The following is an 18,325-nucleotide window of genomic DNA, read 5'->3' as shown; positions in this document are numbered from 1 at the left end:
GCTTTTGTGTAGCGGTTGTTGATCAGTCGTCGCGGCTCATGATGCCGAAAATTTGCAGCAGGCTGATGAACAGGTTGTAGATCGAAACATACAGGCTGATGGTCGCCATGATGTAGTTGCGCTCGCCGCCATGAATGATGGCGCTGGTCTGGAACAGGATGCAGACCGAAGAGAACAATACAAAACCTGCGCTGATCGCCAGTTGCAGGCCGCTAATCTGGAAGAAGAAGCTGGCCAGCGTCGCGCCCAGCAGAACAAAGAAGCCGGCAGTGATGAAGCCGCCCAGGAAGCTCATGTCCTTGCGGGTGATCAGCACGTAGGCTGACAGGCCACCAAATACCAGAGCAGTCATCGCAAATGCCGAGCTTACTACTTCAGCGCCGCCCTGCATGCCCAGGTAGCGGTTGAGAATCGGGCCCAGCAGGAATCCCATGAAACCGGTCAGGGCAAAGGCGGACACCAGGCCCCATGCCGAATCACGCAGCTTGTTCGTCAAGAAGAACAGGCCGTAGAAACCGATGAGTACAACAAAAATATTTGGGTAGCCGACTCGCATCTGCTGCGAGACGTAAGCCATCACACCGCTGAAAGCCAGGGTAAGAGCCAGCAAACCGTACGTGTTGCGCAGGACGCGGCTAACCTCTAGCTGCTCGGCCTGCACGCTGTTATTAACTGCGTAATCCTGTTCGCGCATGGCGATACTCCTGTGGTTAGAAATGTTAAGTAGCAAAGATCATAGCAGAGGCTCTGAAACAAGGGATCAAGAGAGTTTGACAACGTGTTTCATTCAGGTATTATGGCGCCCGAAACAACGGTAGGGGGTAGGGCTTGTTGCTTTAAAGCGGCGGTCCTGAAAGTCGTAGACTGTAACAGGTCCATGATTTTTTTATCCCGGGTGCTTTCCAATAGCACGCTGGCGGTGATTCATTTGAAGTACGGGAAATTGGCAGAGTGGTTGAATGCACCGGTCTTGAAAACCGGCGAACGTTAATAGCGTTCCCAGGGTTCGAATCCCTGGTTTCCCGCCAAATTTAACAACAAAGCCTCGATTATTCGGGGCTTTGTTGTTTCTGGGATTTGGCTCGGAACATGGAAGTAAATGCACGAGTTCCGAAACTTTAGGGCATGAGTTCCGAAACTTTGCCTATTTGGATGGCTTGGCGGTCGCGCCAATCCGCCGGTAAACCCTCTTCGTGATCTCCTGTTTGCTGTGGCCAAGCAGTAGGCTTGCATCGCCGATATCGAGGATTTCCGAAGCAGCCTTAGGCCTGATGTCGCGAAACTGAAACCCACTAATCTTGGCTGCCAGCATCGGGTCGCCTTGTTCTATTGCCTTCGCGCAAGCCTTCTCCCTTGCCTTGTCCCAGCGCAAGCGCAGCATTCCCTTCGTCATCCTCTTGCCGTGTTTGCTTATCAGCAGGTATTTGGATGAGTGGTGCGCATTCCTTTCGGTAATTTCCCTGATCAATTTCCCTAGGCTGTTTTCCCCTGACTCGGTGCACATCAAAATCCTCAGTTTCAGCCCGGTCTTGCCCTGCGTAACCAAGTAGTAATCTCCCTCGGTATCGTCGCTGCGCATGATGATCACGTCAGCGGGCCGCTGGCCGGTTAAATAGCCAAGGTCCATTGCCTCTTTGAGTTCAGGTTCCGCCATCCCGTAAACGGCATCCCACACGACCGCGTTAGCGTAGTAATCGCGCGGCATTTCTTTGTTCTTCCTGATGCCCTGGCAAGGGTTTTCCCGCTCGGTCAGCCCCCACTCTCGCGCCATGTTGAATACATGTGAGAGCAGGGCGATCTCCCGGTTTGCCCTGACCTTAGCAGTGCGCGCATCGCGGTAGCCGGCGATATTGGCGGGGGTAATCGAGTCTATGGGTGCTCCGTCGAAGGTTGGTCGCAGCTGTTTGAGCTCTGCCAGGTTGTCTTTCTGGGTGCGCTCCCCCTTTTTTGGTATGACGTCGCGCTCGTACCTGTCGAAGATTCCTTTCATCACAGTCAAGTCTGCCGGCTTTTCCTTCGCTTCCAGCTCGGCCCACTTCAAGCGGGCTTTACTTAAGTCGCTTCCCAGAGGGATCTCCTTGCCAGAAGCATCCTTGTAGTAATAGCCAATCCACACTTTGCCGTTCTTGCGCGGGCGCTTGCGCCTTACCATCCCTGGTGGCAAGTCTCTGTTTTCCATATTGCGGGGGCGCATATCAATTCACTCTAGAGAAATCAGGTGTCCAGGTAGGAGCTGCTGGCGGGGGTGTCTGGAGTGTCAGGTCCGGTGAAATTATTCCGAGCTTCATGCGGGCGAACATCCGGCCAACGAGAGGGCGACCACCGCGGCTTTCGATAAAGACCCAGTTGCGAGCCTTGAGCCATTGGCGCTGATAGCCACGGTGTTTGTAGCCGGTAAGGTCGGCCAGCTCTTCCTCGGAGAGGATTTCAGTTTCCATGGGCGTGTCTCCATGCCGCCGCGCTGGGCGGCAGAAGGTGGGTTATCGGGTGGCTTTGGCCATGGCAGTGTCCGCGATCTTCATTGCTGCCTGGGCTTCGCTCACATAGGCGGGGTCAAAGCCACCAGCCAAATGAATCGTTCCTTGGCATGCCCGAAGATTCTCACGGGTGATCTTGAGCGCCTCAACGAGCTCTTCGACAAGTGCTCGCTCTTCACGGCCTATATCCCAGAAACGCTGGCCCCAGTGATCTGCCGGTGGTGGACTGGTGTTCTGAGCGCCAAGAGCCAAGGCCCCAACAATCGCGTCGCAGAGGTCTCGCTTGTAGGCATTGTCGCCGTCGATGCTCAGGCCGCGTCGGCGCAGAGAGCTGACAACTTCGTTGTCATCGAGACCTTGATCTTTGAGGATGATGTCTTCCTCGGGCTTGCCTGGGGTGTATATCACCAGCGCTATCTTGGCGCCGGGTAGGCAGTGAGCACTGATCTTTACGAGTGCGTCGTTTGCTACCTGGTGGAAACGCTGAAGGACTGCAGACATAGGGATACCTCGCCCGCCGATCATCGGCAGGCTTATAGAATTTTGTAAGGGAAACCTAAAAGCGACTAAATGGTTAGCTCATGACCGAATGGGACGCGAAACCCTGAAGCGTTGCGGTGGCCACCGCCTCCGTACTGGCTGGCTATTTCAGAAACGTCCATACCTTCATCAGTGCTGCGCAGGCTGAACACTCGCCCGGTGGGCGTATCCCAATAGCAGGCTGCGAATGGTTCGCCCTGCGCCATCAAGTGACCGGCATCACTGGTCAATGTGTAGGGCAGGGATGCTGCCGGCACGTTAATGCCTCCGATCACCAATCGCCGCTTCGTCACGCCCACCAGCTCTGCTACATCCTTGTGATGCTTGCGCTCAATTGCGGCCCCATCGGATACCAGGGTGAGTACATCAGCGGCCATAAGTTGGTCCCATACTTCAAAGTCGTAGGGGTAGCTGAACAGGTTGGCTTGGATCTCCCGCGTTCCTTCAAGCTTGAACAGCCAAAGGTCGCGATCTTCGATGTGCCGCAGTAACTGAGGGGGCTCTTGGCCTGGGAAGTAGTGATCCCACGCGAGCATTGCCCCGCTTCTGTTCATATCGAAACAGCAGGCGATCGATGGGCCGTTTTGTGAGTTGGCCATGTCGTGCGCTGTTTTCCATCCGAGTAGTGGGGTCCCGTCATCGCGCCGGGTATCTTCTTCAATGCCTGCGTGGAATGGCTCAAAGCGCCCCAAATCTTCGGCCGCGCTCTTGTGATGGTCGAGCACGATTATGCTTTTCGCTCTCCACGCGAGCTCCGCCAGTACGTCGTACTTGTAGCTGAAGTCGACGAGAACAACGTCTTTTCCAGCTACATCCGGTGGCTCTTGGCCGTATACACCAGGTACAAACTCGACATTAGCCCCAAGGGCTTTACGAACTACCCATGCTGCACCGAAGCCATCGGCGCAGTTGCCGTGGTAGATGCACATGGTTTTCGATTTATTTTCAGGCATGACTTCGTCCTTGCCGCTAAAACGGCTCACTTGGAGTTTGGTGGGATGCAGAGGTGAAGAGTACGGGCGTACTTCTATGCAGCTGGGGTTACCGCTTTCATTTCGGCTGTCGCGTTATTGCGCCAGTTGGTCGGGTCTTTCAGGTAATGCCCGAACATCCAGTGAATGACTGCCGCTTGTTCGTGCTCGGCCTTCTCGGGGATTTTGTGGCCTAGGCGGCGCAGGCCTTGTGCGTAGTGAATGCACTGGAAGCACATCAGACCAAAGATCCAGCGCAACTCGGCGGTTAGCTCAGGTGGTGACGAGAGGGTATCGATACGCTCATCCGCCGCGGTCAGCCGTTCCTGCAGATCATTTGCTCGGCGCCAAAGATCGAAGTCAGGCACCGGCTTACCGGCCATGCGGTGCTCAAGCATCGCCCAGACTAGGTGGTATTCAGGCCAGTCACGCTCAACAACTACGCTTTCAATCGTCTGAATTCCTTCGCCGTGAAGGTATGCGCGCAGGTGTTTTTCCTGCATATGCGTAAGCTTTTTGAGCTTGACCACTATGTAGCGATCTTCTCGCTGGAATTTACTCATTACTGCTTCTCCCGTGCGCGCCGCTCAACCGCTTCGGCCTGGCGCAACTTGCTGCATTTAGTGTGGTTTCCGTGGGCGCGCGACCTGTTGCATTTGTCGCAGATCGTTTGTAGGTCGAGCTGCCCCATGGGTGCGCCGCGTATCTGAACTGTTCGGCGGAGGGCGATCACATTGCCTCCTTCAAGAGATCAATGACCTACTTGATCCCGCTGGCATGACTTGATGGCTGGCCCGCAGCGGTCAGGGTCAGATTGCGGATAGTGCTGGCCACCACAAGCGGGTTACGAATTGATGATCCTAGCGACCTCACTACGTCGACGGCGTAACTCCTGCCTTCCAGCTCCATGACGCGGTTGATAGGGCCAGTGATAACGAGTTCGGGTAACTGCGGCTTGATCGTTGCAGGGGCGATCGGAGTCGCGGCGGGTAGTTCACGGGCACGATCAAGCGCCCGCTGTGCGATTGAGTTCATTGGGTTGCCTCGGGGTTAATCGTTGCGGGCGATGCCCGCCAGATCGCCGTCGCGCAGGACGGCAGTTTCTTTCAGCTCCAGCAGGATCGCCGCAGCGTGTTCGCGGTTGATGGCGTAGAGGTAAACACTGAAGGTGCCTTCTTCGGTCTTGAAGTCGACAGGGTAGAGCCGCCACTGCAGGCCATTGACCACGGCGACCTGAGAAAGAGAAATTGCTTGTCGGTTCATGCTTTCTCCATGCGATAGCGTGATTTTCAAAGCAGGAGTATTAATTAGCCCTTGGTGATAACCATGGGTGGGTGCGATGAGTGCGAAAACCGATGTTGCGGCGATCCGGATAATCGGCGAGGAGGTAGTTCGATTGTTAAGCCTTCCAGATGACATGCTTGAAGACGAGGCTTCTGAAGGACTCCAGCTGATCGCAGCACTTGCGCAGTGGCGGGATGAACTCGCCAAGCCTTTGCCAAAGTCAGCCGATCAACGCTTTCGATAAGTTTTGGTCAGCGCTGCATTGACACTGTTGCCGCGCCTGAGTACGACCCGACCTAATGCTGCTCGGTCTTTCTCGCTATGGCTGGCCTGGCTGAGCAGCCCAAAGTAACTGTTGGCTGTCTCGCGCAGATCCTCGGCGGGGGCTTCGGCCGTTCGTTTGAGTGCTTGGGCCAGAGCCCGTTTGCGAGTGGTGCGCCGCCATGGCTTGATCACATGCCCAACGAAGTCGACACCGCGATCAACCGGTTGCAGGATGGTTTTGGTTGGGTTCAACCGAGCACCCAGTGTCATCAGGAATGACTCGACCTCAGCGTGCCAGGCATTGAGCTGCTGCGGTGACTCATGCAAGAACACAAAGTCATCGACGTAGCGGATGTAATGCTTGGCCCTTAGCCGATGCTTAGCAAACTGATCCAGCGCATCCAGATAGACGTTGGCGAAGAACTGCGAGGACAGATTGCCGATGGGTAGTCCGAGGTGAGAAGGCTGAGCGGCGAGACGTTTGTGCTGCGGTACCAGATCAAACAGGTGTCGCGGGCTCCTGGTTTCGAAGTTCTCGCGCGGGTCGTGCAGCAGGATCTGCTCAGCAAGAGCAAGCCACCACGGCTCAGTGATTTTTGCGGCCAGCTGCCGGCGAAGTACCTGCTTATCGATCGCTACGAAGAAGTTGGCCAAGTCGCACTTGAGGTAAAAGATCGGCTTTGACCAGTTCTCACTGGCACTCCTGATCTTTGACTCAAGGCGCTTAGCGGCGTAAAGCGTGCCTCGACCCGGGATGCAGGCGCAGCTATCGGCTATGAAGCTGGCATAGAAGCGCGGGGCCACATGGTTGTACAGCAGGTGGTGCACAACCCGATCCCGGAAGGCTGCTGCCCAAACTTCACGGGCTTTTGGGCGGGTGACTACAAAGCATATCGAGCGGCCTGGCTGGTAAGTGCCAGCGATCAGGTCGTCGTGTAGCTGGATCAGGTTCTGTTCCAGGTTCAATTCGAAAGCCAGAGCGCTGTCGCTGTTTCGCTTCGAGCGCCGACAATCGTAATAAGCCTGCACTAAATCCTGAAACTGGTACGGACCAACAGTCGAATCTGCGGACGGGGCGGACACGGAGCTCGTTGTTCTTGTCGTTGTTGTTCTGATTGCCATCATCGAAGTTCATGTTGAATGCGTTGTTGGCTGAGCGCTGCGACCTATCGTGCTATCTACGTCGCCAAGCCGAAGGCAATGCCGATCAGCGAGGAAACTGCGCGAGACCTACGCGGACGCTTTAGACCGGCGGTATCTCTGATGCGCATGGCGGTGACCAGGAGGTCAGCGGCACGACCAGATTCAATATCGCACAGACCTGAAAGCCGTAACTCTCAGGTGGCGGGCGCGGTTGGGGTGTAGCGTTTCCAGGCATTGGCCTGCTTTCCGATAGAGGTGGTCACCGCTATCGCTTTTGCGTGCTGCTGGACACTGATAAAGCGGTTCTCTTTGAACAGCCTCATCATGAACTCGACCACCTGGACCTTCTCAACCAGCAACGTCAGGTGAGGGTGCTTGTCCCGGGTAGAGTTTGCTCGAGCAATCAACATCAGCACGTCAATGCATTCGTCGATCACACGCTTGCTGAGCGGCAGCTTTAAATCCCGAGGGATGTTCCGGGTGAGGTTTGTTGCGAGGCTTAGCAGGTCCATCGACACTTTGTAGATCTGCAAGTCCGTGTGCATTGCCATTAGCGGGAACTCCAAACAGCAACCGGCCGCACGCGGCCGGATTAAATAAGCGAATTAATCAATTATCAACTCTCTGCGGACGGGGCGGACACGGAGCTCGTTGCTCTTGGCGTTGAGGTCCTGAGTGCCATCACCGAAGGTCATGTAGAATGCGGTGTCGGCTGAGCGCTGCGAACTCGACCAATACCAGGAGCCGCTGAAAGCTTCTGCGCCATCGTCTTGGAAGGCCGGGAGCGTTGTCTGCGCCGGTAGCTCGGCGGTGTACAGCAGGCCGATGGGTAAGCTATTCGGGTTATCGCCATCCCGACCCCAGCAGTAGTTCTCCTCACTGGTGGGTTTGAGGTGGCGGTACTGCAGCTCCTGCACGTCACGTGCTGGAATGGCCCAGTCGGTGTGCCCGTCGATTTCCAGTGCCAAGACTTTCTGTGCCAGCTCGCTACCAGCAGCGGCCATTGATTCGGTATTGCTGCGGCTGTCAGTAAAGCTACCGGCGCCCTCGATGATCACACCCCGAGCACCCCAGGTACCTTTCAATTCGTGAGCGGCACCTGCGGTGATGTTGAGATAACGCTGGCCGTTCTCAACGGTGACGCCCGTGACGAAACCGCCGCCGTAGGCTTTGCCAATGGCTGAAATTGGCGTTACAGGCAATGCTTTAACTATTGCGGACATGGTGCTTCCTCTTTTTTTAGGCAACAAAAAAGGCGCTGATGCGCCCGGTAGCCGGTCAAGAATGAATGATTGAAGGATTAAATAAACAATCTGCGGACGGGGCGGACACGGAGCTCGAGGCTCTTGCCGTAGAAGTTCTGACCGCCACCAACGAAGTGCATGAGGAACGCGAGGTTGGCTGAGCGCTGCGTACTCGACCAGTACCAGCTGTCTTTGGCGAACAGCTCCGGAACGTTCAGCCAGCAGTGGTACAGCTCAGCAGCGGCGGGCAGGTAGAAGTCGTGGTGGCCATCCGCTTGATACTCGGCGCAAGCATTGGCCGCCGGGTACTTTGTTTCGTCGTCGTTGCCTATCAGCACCTGGGCGTTGGTGTAGCCGTCAGTCTTGCTGAGACCTTTGACCTCGATCCCGCGGCCACCCCATTCGTGGTCACCAACGTCTTTCGCCGCGACAATCACGTAGTGCGCTGGAACGTCATCGCGTGCAGCTACCAGACCACCATTGAATCCGCCCTGGCCGGGCCATGCCGTGCCGAGTTCAGGAACAGAATGCTGGTAGTTCGGCTGAACATTCGCAGCCGGTGGCAGCACCTGGGCGAACACGCTGGCCACGGCCAGTTTTGCCAGCGATGCGGCAGGCATCTTGATCGTGGTGTCGCCGTGCTTGAGGGTGATCATTTCGGGTTTCATTAAGGATTACCTGTCTGAGTCCGGTTTTTTTAGACGGCGAAAGTGCCGAGCGTAAGCGGAGTTGCTTCCCCAATCTGCGCATCGAGCACTGACTTGAACTCTTGCGCGATTTCTTCACGCTGCACTTCTTCGCCGATCCAGCGCAGTTTCAGCATTGGCTGGGCGCCGCTGGTGATGACGGATACGCGCAAAGTGATGTTGCGCACGCTCAAGCCCTCGTAAGGCACTGCCGAGAACACCAGCGAGGCGGGCAAGGTCTCTTTGCTGGTGGCTTCGATCTGGTCCATCGCGCTGCGACTGGTGCGGGTTTCGCTGACTGCGTGGTCGCTTTCCGATGAGGCTTTGATGGTGATCGTGCGTACCGCAGCGATAGCTTTGACGATGCTCATCGTCTGGCCGGCTTCGTCAGTGGCGCTCAATGATGCATTCCAGTCTTCGATCCAATCACTCAGGTCTTTCTGCGAGAGCGCGCGCCCCGGGATGCTCTGGACAGCCTTGTAACCTGCTGACGGCTTTAGACGCAGCACTGCGCGATCATCTGCGTGCCCGGGCGCAACGTTGGTGCCCAGATTGAAGATCAGTGTGCAGGTCATTTCGTCCTGATCGATAAAGCCGCGGGCGCCTTCAATGGCGCGTTCTTTAACGTAGGAACTGAAATCGACCAGGGAGTTGGTGGAGAGCACGCCGCGGAAGCGGCTACGGCCTACCTGATACTTTTCCAGATCAACCACTTTCACGCCTTCAGGCAGGACTGCCGTTGGTGAGTAGGTTGACAGTGTTTTACCAGCAGCCAAAAGGGCTGTGTCGGTGATTAATTGAATTGCTTCTTGGCTTAGGGACATGGCTCAAGTACCTGTGGGAGCGGGTTTAAGTGCGCGGGGTGATTGGTGCTTCTTCTCGACTGAATAGCTGGTCGTGCTTTTCAGGAAACATCGTGATGCTGCCGCCGGAACCGACATGCATAGGCGTGTCGAGGCGGGTGTTTTCGCTGCGGGTACCACGCTTGGTGGGCACCTTGTAATCCAGTTTGTGATTGATCTTTACCTGGCTGGATTCGCCGATCTGGGTGATATCGAGGGTAATTACCAGCTTCCCGGCTTTGCCGTGGTCGACTACGCCTGCAGCTACTTCTGAGAGGGCGTGGCCGATTTGGCTGATGAAAGCACCTCCATTGAGGTCTTCGAGAAACTGCGCGGTATCAGTAGGTTTGGACATGACTGTTGCTCCGGTCTGGCTTGGAGTCCGCTGGGCGGCAGGTGGTGTTGGGGCTGGCGAAGGCGGCGTTGCGCGGATGCGTTAGCGCGTTTCAAATGTGACTGCCGAAGAAGGCGAACACGGTCAGCGTGATGCCAAAGCGCAAAGTCCAGCTGCTCAAGAATTTTCCGAACTGCTTAACATTGAACTGCGCTTCTTTTGCCTCCAGCTCACGAGCATGAGCAGTGGCATTGTTGTGACCGAAGCGCTCGGCTACGACCACGCCAGTAGCGCGATTGATCAGCGAAAAGGTGTTGTTGCCGCTCGGCCGCACGATGATCAGCGGAGCCAGCGGTGGCGGTTGTACGCCGGGCTTTTGGTAGAACTCGGCCGTAGCTTGGCGGGCACGTGCGCGCAACCCTTCGAGGGCAGTGACGCGTTGGGCGAAAGATGGGTGCATGGTCGATCCTCGACGTGGGTTGCGGGTATTCGTCAGCCCTCTGGACTTGCGACAAGGGAGGGCTGACGAATAACTGCAGGCATGAAAAAGCCCAGTCGAAACCGGGCTGTGTTGCACTCTTAAAACGCCACCGTATGTAAGAGCAAGGCTGTGCGGGCGTGCCCATCACGATTCACTTGTGCATGGCTGAATCCTCTTTTTTGTTTGTCAGCAGGTAAGGGGTGATGCAGGTGTCCAGCGTCTGCTGGGTTGGCGTCCGCATCGGGGTGTGATTTGTCGTCCGGTCTGGGCTGCCCGACTTACTGGCTTGCGCCTCCCATATTCCTCCGCTCCGGCTTCCCATTTCTGGGCCCACCCATTGCGGGGCAAACACATCACACTCCGATACAGCCTGCGCTTCGGCACGCAGGTGACCGGGCAGTTAGCGACAGGCTGTCGTGGCGCTGGTTGATTCTGATTAGCCGACCAGATCAAAAGAGTCAGCCCGGCGCGTCATTCTCAGTTCGCCGCCTCGTCGCTCACTGGGGCGGCGATCACGTCGAGCCATCCCGCTGTCATCAAGACCTTGCATCGTCATCACTGCGATGAGCAGCAAGCACAGCGGGGTGATGATCTGTCGTCGCATAGCTTCGGCGACCATCGCGCCTTGGCGGTGAACGCCTAGCTTGTACATGGCGCAGGCCAGTCGCTTAACCACGGTGCCCGGTGCAATGTCGAACGCCCTGGCGATTTCCTTGGCCGTCAGCCCTTGAGCAACTGAAAGCACGAACTGCAGTTCCCGTGGCGCAAGGCCTCGGCCGAGGTGGCCCTTCCATGCACCGTCTACGATTGTCGATTCCATGATGTATACCCGGTTGTTTTCCTGCTGCACCCGGTTGCCCAGGTGCAGCAGTGAAAGTGTCCGTTTCTAAAGAGCTCTCATTGCTGAGCCAGTCGGTCCCCGTGAGGGGGCTGGGGTCAGGATTCCCCCTGGCCGTGGTAGCCGGTGAGTCTCCGGCTTGTTGCCGGTGTGATTCGGCGATGAAGCAAACAATACCAATGGCAATATTATTTGTAAATGCCAATGGTAATAATATTTTCAATAGGTATGAAAAAACCCGCACTTGGCGGGTTTCTATATTGGGCAGATGAGAGCTTTCAGGTGTGACGCATGGCGTTAGCTGTTTGCAGGCTGTCCGAAAAGGGCTTCTTGCCAAGCATGCTCGCCAATTATGGCTACTGGACTCCCGGACTCGCGCAGCTCAACGGCTCTCATGATCTTTAAGCCATAGCTGCTATGGCGCCACTGATCGTTCCCAACACTCCCCACCACCAGGTAGTGAGTTTTTTTATTGATCCCGCCACCAATCAACCCTCCACGCTCCTCAATAAGCGCCTGGCAGTCCTTGCGCGGCCCATAGGCCATAACACCCGTGAAGACGAACAAGCGTTCTTGCCAGACTATTTCTGGAATGGGCATGTTGAAGGGGAGGTCGTTCGGAGCAGTAAAGCTGTTCTCGCTGGCTTTGCTCACGGCTTTACCTTGGCAAAGGCTAAGGCCTGAGAAATTTTGCAGCATTGCCAAAAGCTCTCTCGACTCCTCGGCATCCAAGACCCCATCGGAAAGCATATTTGATAGGCGGCGATAGAGGATGTTGACGACAGGGTCTTCTAAGTGCAGAAGATTTTTGGCAATCCACTCTTCAAGAAAAATGGCCTCTTTCAAGGTTACGACACCGTCCGAAACAATTCCGGCTGCCAGGCCTACAAGGGCATCAGCAGAGCGTCTATCAATACGGTCCTCATGGAAAAAGCGACTGTTCTGAAACTCCTGATGTAGGTCCACCATTTAAAGCTCCTTCTTCAATGTTACTAGTTTCGGACTCATTCAGGATTTTGCGAATGTCCGGAGTGAAGGTCACTATCATCTGCGTTTTAGCACATTTGATAGTTACTTCTGAATCCAAGGAAATGCTCAGATCTTCCCCGCGTAGCCCCTGCCATTGGGCCAGATAGCGCAAGGAGCCGAACTTCTCGCGCTTAACTAGAGTTCGATCGCTTCCACCTTTCCAGTTCAAGGGAGGGAGCTCTCCGGCCCGTGTTCGCGAGGCCAAGTCGGGGTTATGGATAGCAAGCTTTCGACCAATCTCCCAGTTCTTTATCAGTCCAGAGTCTGGGCCTTGCCAAGTATCGTGCCAGCTGAGGCGCGACCTTGCCGGCTCAGCATGGGATCGCTGAATTACTCGGCTTGTCTCAATTGATTCGATCAGGGTCATCCAAGGGTCCATCCTGCAGATTTTTGTTACAGCTTCTTCACATCCCAAGCCAAAAGGACGCGGGCGTGGACGTGCATGCGCTCCAGTTGCTCGCCATGCAGGTCAATAGGTCGATAGATTGGGTTGTCAGAAATCATCGACAAGGACTTGCCGGTGATTCGTTGCAAACGCTTGATAAACAGATCGCCGTCGAGCGTGAAAACATAAATGGCATCTGTTTTTATTTCAGTAATCCCGCGATCAATCAGAAGGGACGCACCATCACTGAAGGTGCCTTCCATGCTGTCGCCATCGCCAGTAATGATCGCCAGATTTTCGAGCTTTGAATAATGGACTCCTCGGCGGGCGAGCCAGTCCAAATGCACGGTAATGTCACGGATCACATCAATGTGCCCGTCTGGCGCTGCTATGCCTCGGCCCATGGAAGCGGACACATCCAGACGAGGGATTGTCACGTATCCCTCACTGTCAGGCTTTCTGGCGAAGTCGACAGTTATTACGTTGTCTTCTTTGGCAGCCTGCGGGCCGATAGCTTGGGCGATCTTGATCATTTCTTCGGCAAGACGCTCGCTGAATGCGGAAACATCGACGCCGAGAATTTTCGCAAAGCTTGCAGCCACTGTGGCGTTGAGGGGGTTAATGCCGTTTAGGTAATGGCTTACGGAGCTCTGGTTAATTTCCAAAGCATGAGCAAGCTTCTCCTGGGTTAAACCAAGCTCATTTTTCTTCGCGTTAAAGATGGCCTTGAGTCGCTGGCACTCTTCTTTCTTTTCGGGGGGTAGCGGCTTTTTGCTCATGGCCGAATCCTATGCCCATCGGTAATAAAGCATCAAATGCCATTGGCATTTACATTTAAAAATGCCATAGGTAATATCTCTCCATGAAAACCATGGAGAGAACTCCTGTGAAGAGAACCCACATCACCCATTTTGCTCAGGAGTTTGGGCAATGTGAGGCGGCAGCCTTACTCAAAATGACTCAAGGCGCGCTCAGCAAAGCTATACGTCGTGGTCGGGACGTATACGTCACCGAGCACGCGGATGGCTCATACACGGCGGAGGAAGTGCGTTCATTCCCTTCGCAGAATCCTGCAAAAAACAATCCACTTGAAGCTGTTGCCGTCTGAGCAATCAAGAGGACCGGCTTTGCGTGTCTGGCAATTATCCATCCTCCAGAGCCCACCAAACAGCACCTCGGATTAGCTGTTAATCCATCCAGTTGATAAATCGCAGGCAAAAAAAAGCCCGCCGGACAGGGCGAGCTTTTTCACAGCTTTACAACAAACTTCGGGAGCCATTATGAGCGCCACAGAATCTTCACGCAATACCTCTGAAAGCACATTCCAGCCCCGCATAAATCACCAGCGCGCGGCCATGAGTGCTGCACGCTTGGTTCGTTTTCAGTACTCCCGAGAATCGAAAACCCAGCTCAGTCGAGAGTGCCTTGAACATCTGAAAGCATCCCTTGCACCTGGGCAGGAGACTTCTGCATGAGCACGATCATCATGAGCGCTTGCTGGCCACTCCAAGGCATGAGCCCGACCCAAAAGTCTGTACTGATCAGCCTTGCAGACAACGCCAGCGACGAGGGTGTTTGCTGGCCTTCGATCAACACCATTGGTGTTCGCACTTGTTTGTCAGAGCGAGCTGTTCGAGGTGCATTGCGTTGGCTTGAAGAGGCCGGTGTTTTGGTCAGTAATCAGCGCTACGGTCGATCCACTTGGTACACGATAACCCCGGCAGGATATGCCCCCGGCACTAAATGCCCCCCGGCACCAGATGCCCCATCACCCCGGCAGGAGGTGCCGGATACCCCGGCAGCAGCTGCCCCCAGAACCGTAAAGGAACCATCAATTGAACCGTCACCTCTTGTAGGGGGTGATGAATCGCCGAAATTCTCGAAGCCGAAGTGCGACCCTCAAGCCATCGTCGACTTGTTCAACAAGACTCTTCCAGGGTTGCCGCAAGTGGCAATGCTCACCAAGGATCGGAAATCCAAGATCAGTGCTCGCTGGAACGAAAGTGACGTGCATCAGGATCTGGATTTCTGGGCTGACTTCTTCGCCCTGGTTGGTTCAAGTGCATTCCTGATGGGGGAGGCTGATGGTCGAAATGGCGCCAAGCCTTTCCGTGCCACGTTTGACTGGCTGATCGCCCCGAGCAACTTCGTCAAGGTTGTGGAGGGTAATTACAATGCGTGATCCCTACAGCGTTGAGGCCGAACACGGCGTGCTGGGTGCGATGTTCCTGCGCCCCGAGCTGATCGACATCCTGAGTGCAGACTTGGCTGTCGATGATTTTTACTACCAAGACAACGCAGCCCTGTATCGCGGCATTCTGGCCTTGCACGCCGAAGGCAAGCCGGCTGATGCCGTAACGGTGGGCGTTTACCTCGGTGAGCTTCCCAGCACCAAGAACGCCACCTGGTATGCTGCTGAAATCACCCGAAACACGCCCAGCGCCGCCAATGCTGCGTCATACGCCATCACCGTGCGTGAGCGCAGCCTAGACCGGGCCATGATCGCGCTTAGCGATCGCATCAACGAGATTGCCCACAGCGACCAGCCAACCGTGGACAAGGTCGCGGCGGTGCAGGCTGAGGCCCAGACCATCGACAGCCAGTCCGCCACATCCGAAGTGGTGATGGCCGAAGACATTCTGGATGACTACATCGAGGTCTTGCAGGCCCGGGCAGATCGTGGGGAGGGCATCGACGGCCTGTCTACCGGCATTCCTGATCTGGACGCCAAGCTTCAAGGGCTCAAGTCTGAGCAGTTGATCATCATCGCTGGGCGCCCGGCGATGGGTAAAACCACCCTGGCCATGAACATCGCCTCCCATGTCGCTATCCGCGAGAGCAAGAGCGCGATGGTGTTCAGTCTGGAAATGAACAAAACCGGCCTGATGGATCGCTTTATGGCGTCCGAAGGGCGTATCCCACTGCAATTGATCAAGAACGGTACGGCCCCTCAGTCTCACGGCTCCGAATTGATGAGCGCTGCTGGCAAGCTCAAACACTCCAAATTATCCATTTCTGATCGGGCCTCGATGACGATCAATCGGATTCGTTCGGCTGCCCGGCGCCATAAGCGACGCCACGGTCTGGATTTGATCGTGATCGATTACCTGCAACTGATGGACTCTGATTCGCGCACCTTCAGCCGGGAGCAAGAAGTCAGTCACATGACCCGCAGCGCCAAGCTGATGGCTCGTGAGCTGGGTATCCCGGTGATCCTGCTCAGCCAGCTTTCGCGCAAATGCGAAGAGCGCCCGAACAAGCGCCCATTGTGCTCGGATCTTCGGGAGTCAGGTGCAATCGAGCAAGACGCCGACATCATCCTATTCGTGTACCGCGACGAGGTTTACCACGAACACAGCGAAGCCAAAGGTATCGCAGAAATCATCATCGGCAAGGGTCGGGACATTGAGACCGGCACCGTGCGTACGGCCTTTCTGGGCCAGTACAGCCGATTCGAACAACTGGCGGCGGGCTGGGTTGAGACCCCTAAGGTCCAGAAGGTCGCCAGCATGGCCAGCCGCTACAGCAAGGAGAAGTTCTGATGGACTTACTTGAAAAGCAGGTACTCACCCATGAATGAATTACGCGAGCAACAGCTTCTCGCTGGGCAGTCCTCAATCGCCCAGAAGATCTTCTGTTTCGTGCCTATTCAAGACAATTGGACCACTTATGAGATTCGTGGTGCGGCCATGGCCGCCACCGCAACGACTGCTCCGGATCACGCAATACGCCGCGCCCTTGGCGAACTCAAGGACGCCGGCCTTATTCGTGAGCCCGTAGGCGGGAAGTTTCAGCGCGATGCCGCCACCCCAAAACCAAAGAAGGAGCAAATCATGACCCAGGCAGCCAAACAGACTGTTGTACCGATCAAGAAGCCTGAAGGCGCTCTGGATGCTTTGGCTGGCCTGTCCGGCGAGATGGTGAGTCTTTCTGACGAGTTCAGCAAACGCATGAAGGCGCTGGCTGGGCGCATTGAAGAGGTGGCGTTGTCGGTTGAGGCGGAGCGGGAAAGCAATGCTGAAACCATCACAAAGGCCAAGCGCCTGCAGGAAGCGCTGAAGGAGTTCGCTTGATGGCCTACTCACGGACCATTGATTCAATCGCTCTGTGCTTGGGCTATGGGGTGATGGCGGGCGCTGCCGTTGCTGTGTTGGCTGCGGTCTTGTTCGTTCTGTCCGGCGTCTGCGTTTACATCGTGAACAAATGGATCAAAGCGATGATGTACGCATATGACCTCAATACCCTGCGCAAGATCATGCGTCAGCTTGAGGCGGAAGGAAAGGTTAGCCGGAAGGGAAAGATCTGATGCCCAACCCAAACCTCGCCCCAGTTGAGTTGAGCGCCTATCGCTGGGCAGTGCACTCCTGCTCGTACAAGTTTGACTTGAGCCACAAGCCCGATCGGGCAGTCGCCTTGTTTGAGCATGAGAGTGCGGCACACACGTTTGGTCGCCTGATGTGGCCAAGTACTTTTGAGGTGGTGGACCTGCAATCAACTGTGGGAGCGGGGCAATGAACACCAAAATCAAAACCCTGACCGTAAAGCTGTCCGACGCGGAGATTGGGCGCAATGCCAAGCTTGAGCATGTGCGTGACCTGCGTGATGCCGGTCACCCGGCGTTGCACTTTCGCTTCTCCAAGAACCGCACCCGTGGCTCTTGGTACTTGGTCAGCAAGCGCCGCTGGCATCGCATCGGAGCCTTTCCGGCCTTGAGCGCCAAGCAGGTTTTGGCTGAGTTGCCGGCCGTGCGCCTGCGTGTGTCGGCCGATGCGCGCTCGACCATTTCCCAGTGGGTCACCACGGGCGAACTGCTGAGCTGGTATGCCGGCCGCATGGCTCTAGACCGCAACCTGTCGGCCAAGCGAAAGACCACCGGGGCCTCGGCCATGAAGTGCCACTTGTTGCCGCGTTTGGGCGGACTGCTGCTGACCGAGGTCAACAAGGCCACCCTCGACAACCTGTTCATGTGGCCGCTACAGGAAACCCTCTCCATCGATTACGTGCGCCTGGCGTTCCAGTTGCTGGCTTCGGCATTCCGTCAGGCTTTAACGCTGGGCTGGCTTTCGTCCAATCCAATGGCGGGCATCAAGTTCAGCGACTTCTCCAAGGCCAAGCGCGGCATTAAGCCATCCCGGCTGCGCGGCGTGCAGTTGCAGGATCTGCTGAGCGAGCTGGCCCCGGTCATGGCGAATGAACCCGCTGACGCCATGCTGGCCTTGATGATGCTGTGCCACGGCACGCGTATAGGGGAGACCCGGCAAGCGCGCTGGTCGCACATCAGTCTGGCCGAACGGGAGTGGTTCATTCCGGCTGAACACACCAAGACCGGTGTGGAGCATCACCTGCCGCTGACCGACCAAGTGCGCGCCCTGTTGATCCAGTACCGCGACACCCAAACCGCCCGCGGCTATGACGGCCAGTACCTGTTCCCGGCCCGCAATGGCAAGGCGTTGAGTGAAGGGCAGGCCAGTGCTGTATTCGCTCGGCTGGGCAAGGGTGAGTGGACCAGTCACGACCTGCGCAAGGTGGCCCGTACCGGTTGGGCAGACCTTGGAGTTGATCACCTGATTGGTGAGCTGCTGATCAATCACGCGATGGGCCACAGCGTGAAGGTGTACATCCAGTCGGACGTGATGAGTCGCAAGCGTGACGCCCTAGATAAATGGCATGCCCATCTAGACCAGAAGGGTTTCGGCCTGATCCACGGGCAGACAGGCGTTAGATTCGGAGAATCCGGTAATTCGCTGGAAGCCGCTAACGGCGTGGCGTGCAGCGCTATTCAGAAAACAACCACAGTAGAGGATTAA

27 protein-coding genes and 1 tRNA gene are annotated in these 18,325 nt (G+C 56.0%); 9 read left to right on the top strand and 19 right to left on the bottom strand.

The genetic code is table 11. The annotated features are described in order from the left end of the window. Positions 1-22: 22 nt before the first annotated feature. Positions 23-694 (bottom strand): Bax inhibitor-1/YccA family protein, encoded by a 672-nt coding sequence (locus AC19YQ_RS09720; protein WP_338579340.1) that lies wholly within the window; start codon positions 692-694, stop codon positions 23-25. A gap of 243 nt (positions 695-937) precedes the next feature. On the opposite strand from AC19YQ_RS09720, the gene AC19YQ_RS09715 reads away from it, so the two are divergent. Beyond that, a tRNA-Ser gene (locus tag AC19YQ_RS09715) sits at positions 938-1,028 on the top strand. Between the two features lie 116 nt (positions 1,029-1,144). On the opposite strand, the gene AC19YQ_RS09710 is transcribed toward AC19YQ_RS09715, so the two are convergent. The 7 genes from AC19YQ_RS09710 to AC19YQ_RS09680 all read right to left on the bottom strand — a co-directional run bounded on the left by AC19YQ_RS09710 (position 1,145) and on the right by AC19YQ_RS09680 (position 5,251). Next, the gene (locus tag AC19YQ_RS09710) at positions 1,145-2,194 is read right to left on the bottom strand and encodes a tyrosine-type recombinase/integrase (RefSeq protein ID WP_500595028.1); all 1,050 of its coding nucleotides are present in this window, start codon (positions 2,192-2,194) and stop codon (positions 1,145-1,147) included. Between the two features lies 1 nt (position 2,195). After that, complete coding sequence (locus AC19YQ_RS09705) at positions 2,196-2,438, bottom strand: DUF4224 domain-containing protein (RefSeq protein ID WP_500595027.1); 243 nt, start codon at positions 2,436-2,438, stop codon at positions 2,196-2,198. Positions 2,439-2,480: 42 nt separating this feature from the next. Further along, positions 2,481-2,978: a hypothetical protein gene (locus AC19YQ_RS09700; RefSeq protein WP_500595026.1), complete on the bottom strand. Its 498-nt coding sequence runs from the start codon at positions 2,976-2,978 to the stop codon at positions 2,481-2,483. A gap of 65 nt (positions 2,979-3,043) precedes the next feature. Continuing rightward, complete coding sequence (locus AC19YQ_RS09695; RefSeq protein WP_500595025.1) at positions 3,044-3,970, bottom strand: phosphohydrolase; 927 nt, start codon at positions 3,968-3,970, stop codon at positions 3,044-3,046. 74 nt (positions 3,971-4,044) lie between these two features. Then, positions 4,045-4,551, bottom strand: coding sequence for a hypothetical protein (locus tag AC19YQ_RS09690; protein ID WP_500595024.1), 507 nt, complete (start codon positions 4,549-4,551; stop codon positions 4,045-4,047). Positions 4,552-4,747: 196 nt separating this feature from the next. Further along, complete coding sequence (locus tag AC19YQ_RS09685; RefSeq protein ID WP_500595023.1) at positions 4,748-5,023, bottom strand: hypothetical protein; 276 nt, start codon at positions 5,021-5,023, stop codon at positions 4,748-4,750. A 15-nt stretch (positions 5,024-5,038) separates the two neighbouring features. Beyond that, positions 5,039-5,251 carry a hypothetical protein gene (locus AC19YQ_RS09680; RefSeq protein WP_500595022.1) on the bottom strand — a complete coding sequence of 71 codons (213 nt, stop codon included), beginning with the start codon at positions 5,249-5,251 and terminating at the stop codon, positions 5,039-5,041. 76 nt (positions 5,252-5,327) lie between these two features. On the opposite strand from AC19YQ_RS09680, the gene AC19YQ_RS09675 reads away from it, so the two are divergent. After that, entirely contained in the window at positions 5,328-5,516 is a 189-nt protein-coding gene (locus tag AC19YQ_RS09675; protein WP_500595021.1) for a hypothetical protein, read from the top strand. On the opposite strand, the gene AC19YQ_RS09670 is transcribed toward AC19YQ_RS09675, so the two are convergent. From AC19YQ_RS09670 to AC19YQ_RS09620, 11 genes are all read right to left on the bottom strand, one after another. Further along, positions 5,501-6,661 carry an RNA-directed DNA polymerase gene (locus tag AC19YQ_RS09670; protein WP_500595020.1) on the bottom strand — a complete coding sequence of 387 codons (1,161 nt, stop codon included), beginning with the start codon at positions 6,659-6,661 and terminating at the stop codon, positions 5,501-5,503. The genes AC19YQ_RS09675 and AC19YQ_RS09670 overlap by 16 nt on opposite strands. Positions 6,662-6,873: 212 nt before the next feature. Beyond that, positions 6,874-7,230: a four helix bundle protein gene (locus AC19YQ_RS09665; RefSeq protein ID WP_500595019.1), complete on the bottom strand. Its 357-nt coding sequence runs from the start codon at positions 7,228-7,230 to the stop codon at positions 6,874-6,876. Between the two features lie 54 nt (positions 7,231-7,284). Next, complete coding sequence (locus AC19YQ_RS09660; RefSeq protein WP_500595018.1) at positions 7,285-7,902, bottom strand: Lcl C-terminal domain-containing protein; 618 nt, start codon at positions 7,900-7,902, stop codon at positions 7,285-7,287. A 77-nt stretch (positions 7,903-7,979) separates the two neighbouring features. Further along, on the bottom strand, positions 7,980-8,591 hold the full coding sequence (locus AC19YQ_RS09655; protein WP_500595017.1) for an Lcl C-terminal domain-containing protein: 612 nt from the start codon (positions 8,589-8,591) through the stop codon (positions 7,980-7,982). A gap of 29 nt (positions 8,592-8,620) precedes the next feature. Continuing rightward, positions 8,621-9,433: a YfdQ family protein gene (locus AC19YQ_RS09650; protein ID WP_500595016.1), complete on the bottom strand. Its 813-nt coding sequence runs from the start codon at positions 9,431-9,433 to the stop codon at positions 8,621-8,623. A gap of 25 nt (positions 9,434-9,458) precedes the next feature. Further along, complete coding sequence (locus AC19YQ_RS09645; RefSeq protein WP_500595015.1) at positions 9,459-9,806, bottom strand: YfdP family phage-associated protein; 348 nt, start codon at positions 9,804-9,806, stop codon at positions 9,459-9,461. 91 nt (positions 9,807-9,897) lie between these two features. Continuing rightward, on the bottom strand, positions 9,898-10,245 hold the full coding sequence (locus AC19YQ_RS09640; RefSeq protein WP_500595014.1) for a hypothetical protein: 348 nt from the start codon (positions 10,243-10,245) through the stop codon (positions 9,898-9,900). A 457-nt stretch (positions 10,246-10,702) separates the two neighbouring features. Beyond that, positions 10,703-11,086 (bottom strand): LuxR C-terminal-related transcriptional regulator, encoded by a 384-nt coding sequence (locus AC19YQ_RS09635; protein WP_240882331.1) that lies wholly within the window; start codon positions 11,084-11,086, stop codon positions 10,703-10,705. A gap of 315 nt (positions 11,087-11,401) precedes the next feature. Further along, the gene (locus tag AC19YQ_RS09630) at positions 11,402-12,073 is read right to left on the bottom strand and encodes a BRCT domain-containing protein (RefSeq protein WP_240882332.1); all 672 of its coding nucleotides are present in this window, start codon (positions 12,071-12,073) and stop codon (positions 11,402-11,404) included. Then, a complete protein-coding gene (locus AC19YQ_RS09625) occupies positions 12,027-12,500 on the bottom strand; it encodes a hypothetical protein (protein ID WP_240882333.1) in 474 nt (157 codons plus the stop codon). The genes AC19YQ_RS09630 and AC19YQ_RS09625 overlap by 47 nt, the downstream gene beginning before the upstream one ends. A 26-nt stretch (positions 12,501-12,526) precedes the next feature. Then, positions 12,527-13,297, bottom strand: coding sequence for a LexA family transcriptional regulator (locus AC19YQ_RS09620; protein ID WP_240882334.1), 771 nt, complete (start codon positions 13,295-13,297; stop codon positions 12,527-12,529). Between the two features lie 83 nt (positions 13,298-13,380). On the opposite strand from AC19YQ_RS09620, the gene AC19YQ_RS09615 reads away from it, so the two are divergent. The 7 genes from AC19YQ_RS09615 to AC19YQ_RS09585 all read left to right on the top strand — a co-directional run bounded on the left by AC19YQ_RS09615 (position 13,381) and on the right by AC19YQ_RS09585 (position 18,325). Further along, positions 13,381-13,626 carry a Cro/CI family transcriptional regulator gene (locus AC19YQ_RS09615; RefSeq protein WP_240882335.1) on the top strand — a complete coding sequence of 82 codons (246 nt, stop codon included), beginning with the start codon at positions 13,381-13,383 and terminating at the stop codon, positions 13,624-13,626. 363 nt (positions 13,627-13,989) lie between these two features. Next, positions 13,990-14,700: a helix-turn-helix domain-containing protein gene (locus AC19YQ_RS09610; protein ID WP_500595013.1), complete on the top strand. Its 711-nt coding sequence runs from the start codon at positions 13,990-13,992 to the stop codon at positions 14,698-14,700. Further along, on the top strand, positions 14,693-16,060 hold the full coding sequence (gene dnaB / locus AC19YQ_RS09605; protein WP_500595012.1) for a replicative DNA helicase: 1,368 nt from the start codon (positions 14,693-14,695) through the stop codon (positions 16,058-16,060). Before AC19YQ_RS09610 ends, dnaB begins: the two co-directional genes overlap by 8 nt. Positions 16,061-16,090: 30 nt before the next feature. Next, positions 16,091-16,591, top strand: coding sequence for a hypothetical protein (locus AC19YQ_RS09600; RefSeq protein WP_500595011.1), 501 nt, complete (start codon positions 16,091-16,093; stop codon positions 16,589-16,591). Beyond that, the gene (locus AC19YQ_RS09595) at positions 16,591-16,824 is read left to right on the top strand and encodes a hypothetical protein (protein ID WP_500595010.1); all 234 of its coding nucleotides are present in this window, start codon (positions 16,591-16,593) and stop codon (positions 16,822-16,824) included. The genes AC19YQ_RS09600 and AC19YQ_RS09595 overlap by 1 nt, the downstream gene beginning before the upstream one ends. After that, entirely contained in the window at positions 16,824-17,033 is a 210-nt protein-coding gene (locus AC19YQ_RS09590) for a hypothetical protein (protein WP_500595009.1), read from the top strand. The genes AC19YQ_RS09595 and AC19YQ_RS09590 overlap by 1 nt, the downstream gene beginning before the upstream one ends. Beyond that, entirely contained in the window at positions 17,030-18,325 is a 1,296-nt protein-coding gene (locus tag AC19YQ_RS09585) for a tyrosine-type recombinase/integrase (protein ID WP_500595008.1), read from the top strand. Before AC19YQ_RS09590 ends, AC19YQ_RS09585 begins: the two co-directional genes overlap by 4 nt.

The sequence above is a fragment of the Pseudomonas sp. MF06569 genome (genome assembly GCF_059862735.1).
This window is presented reverse-complemented; position numbering and strand designations above follow the sequence as displayed.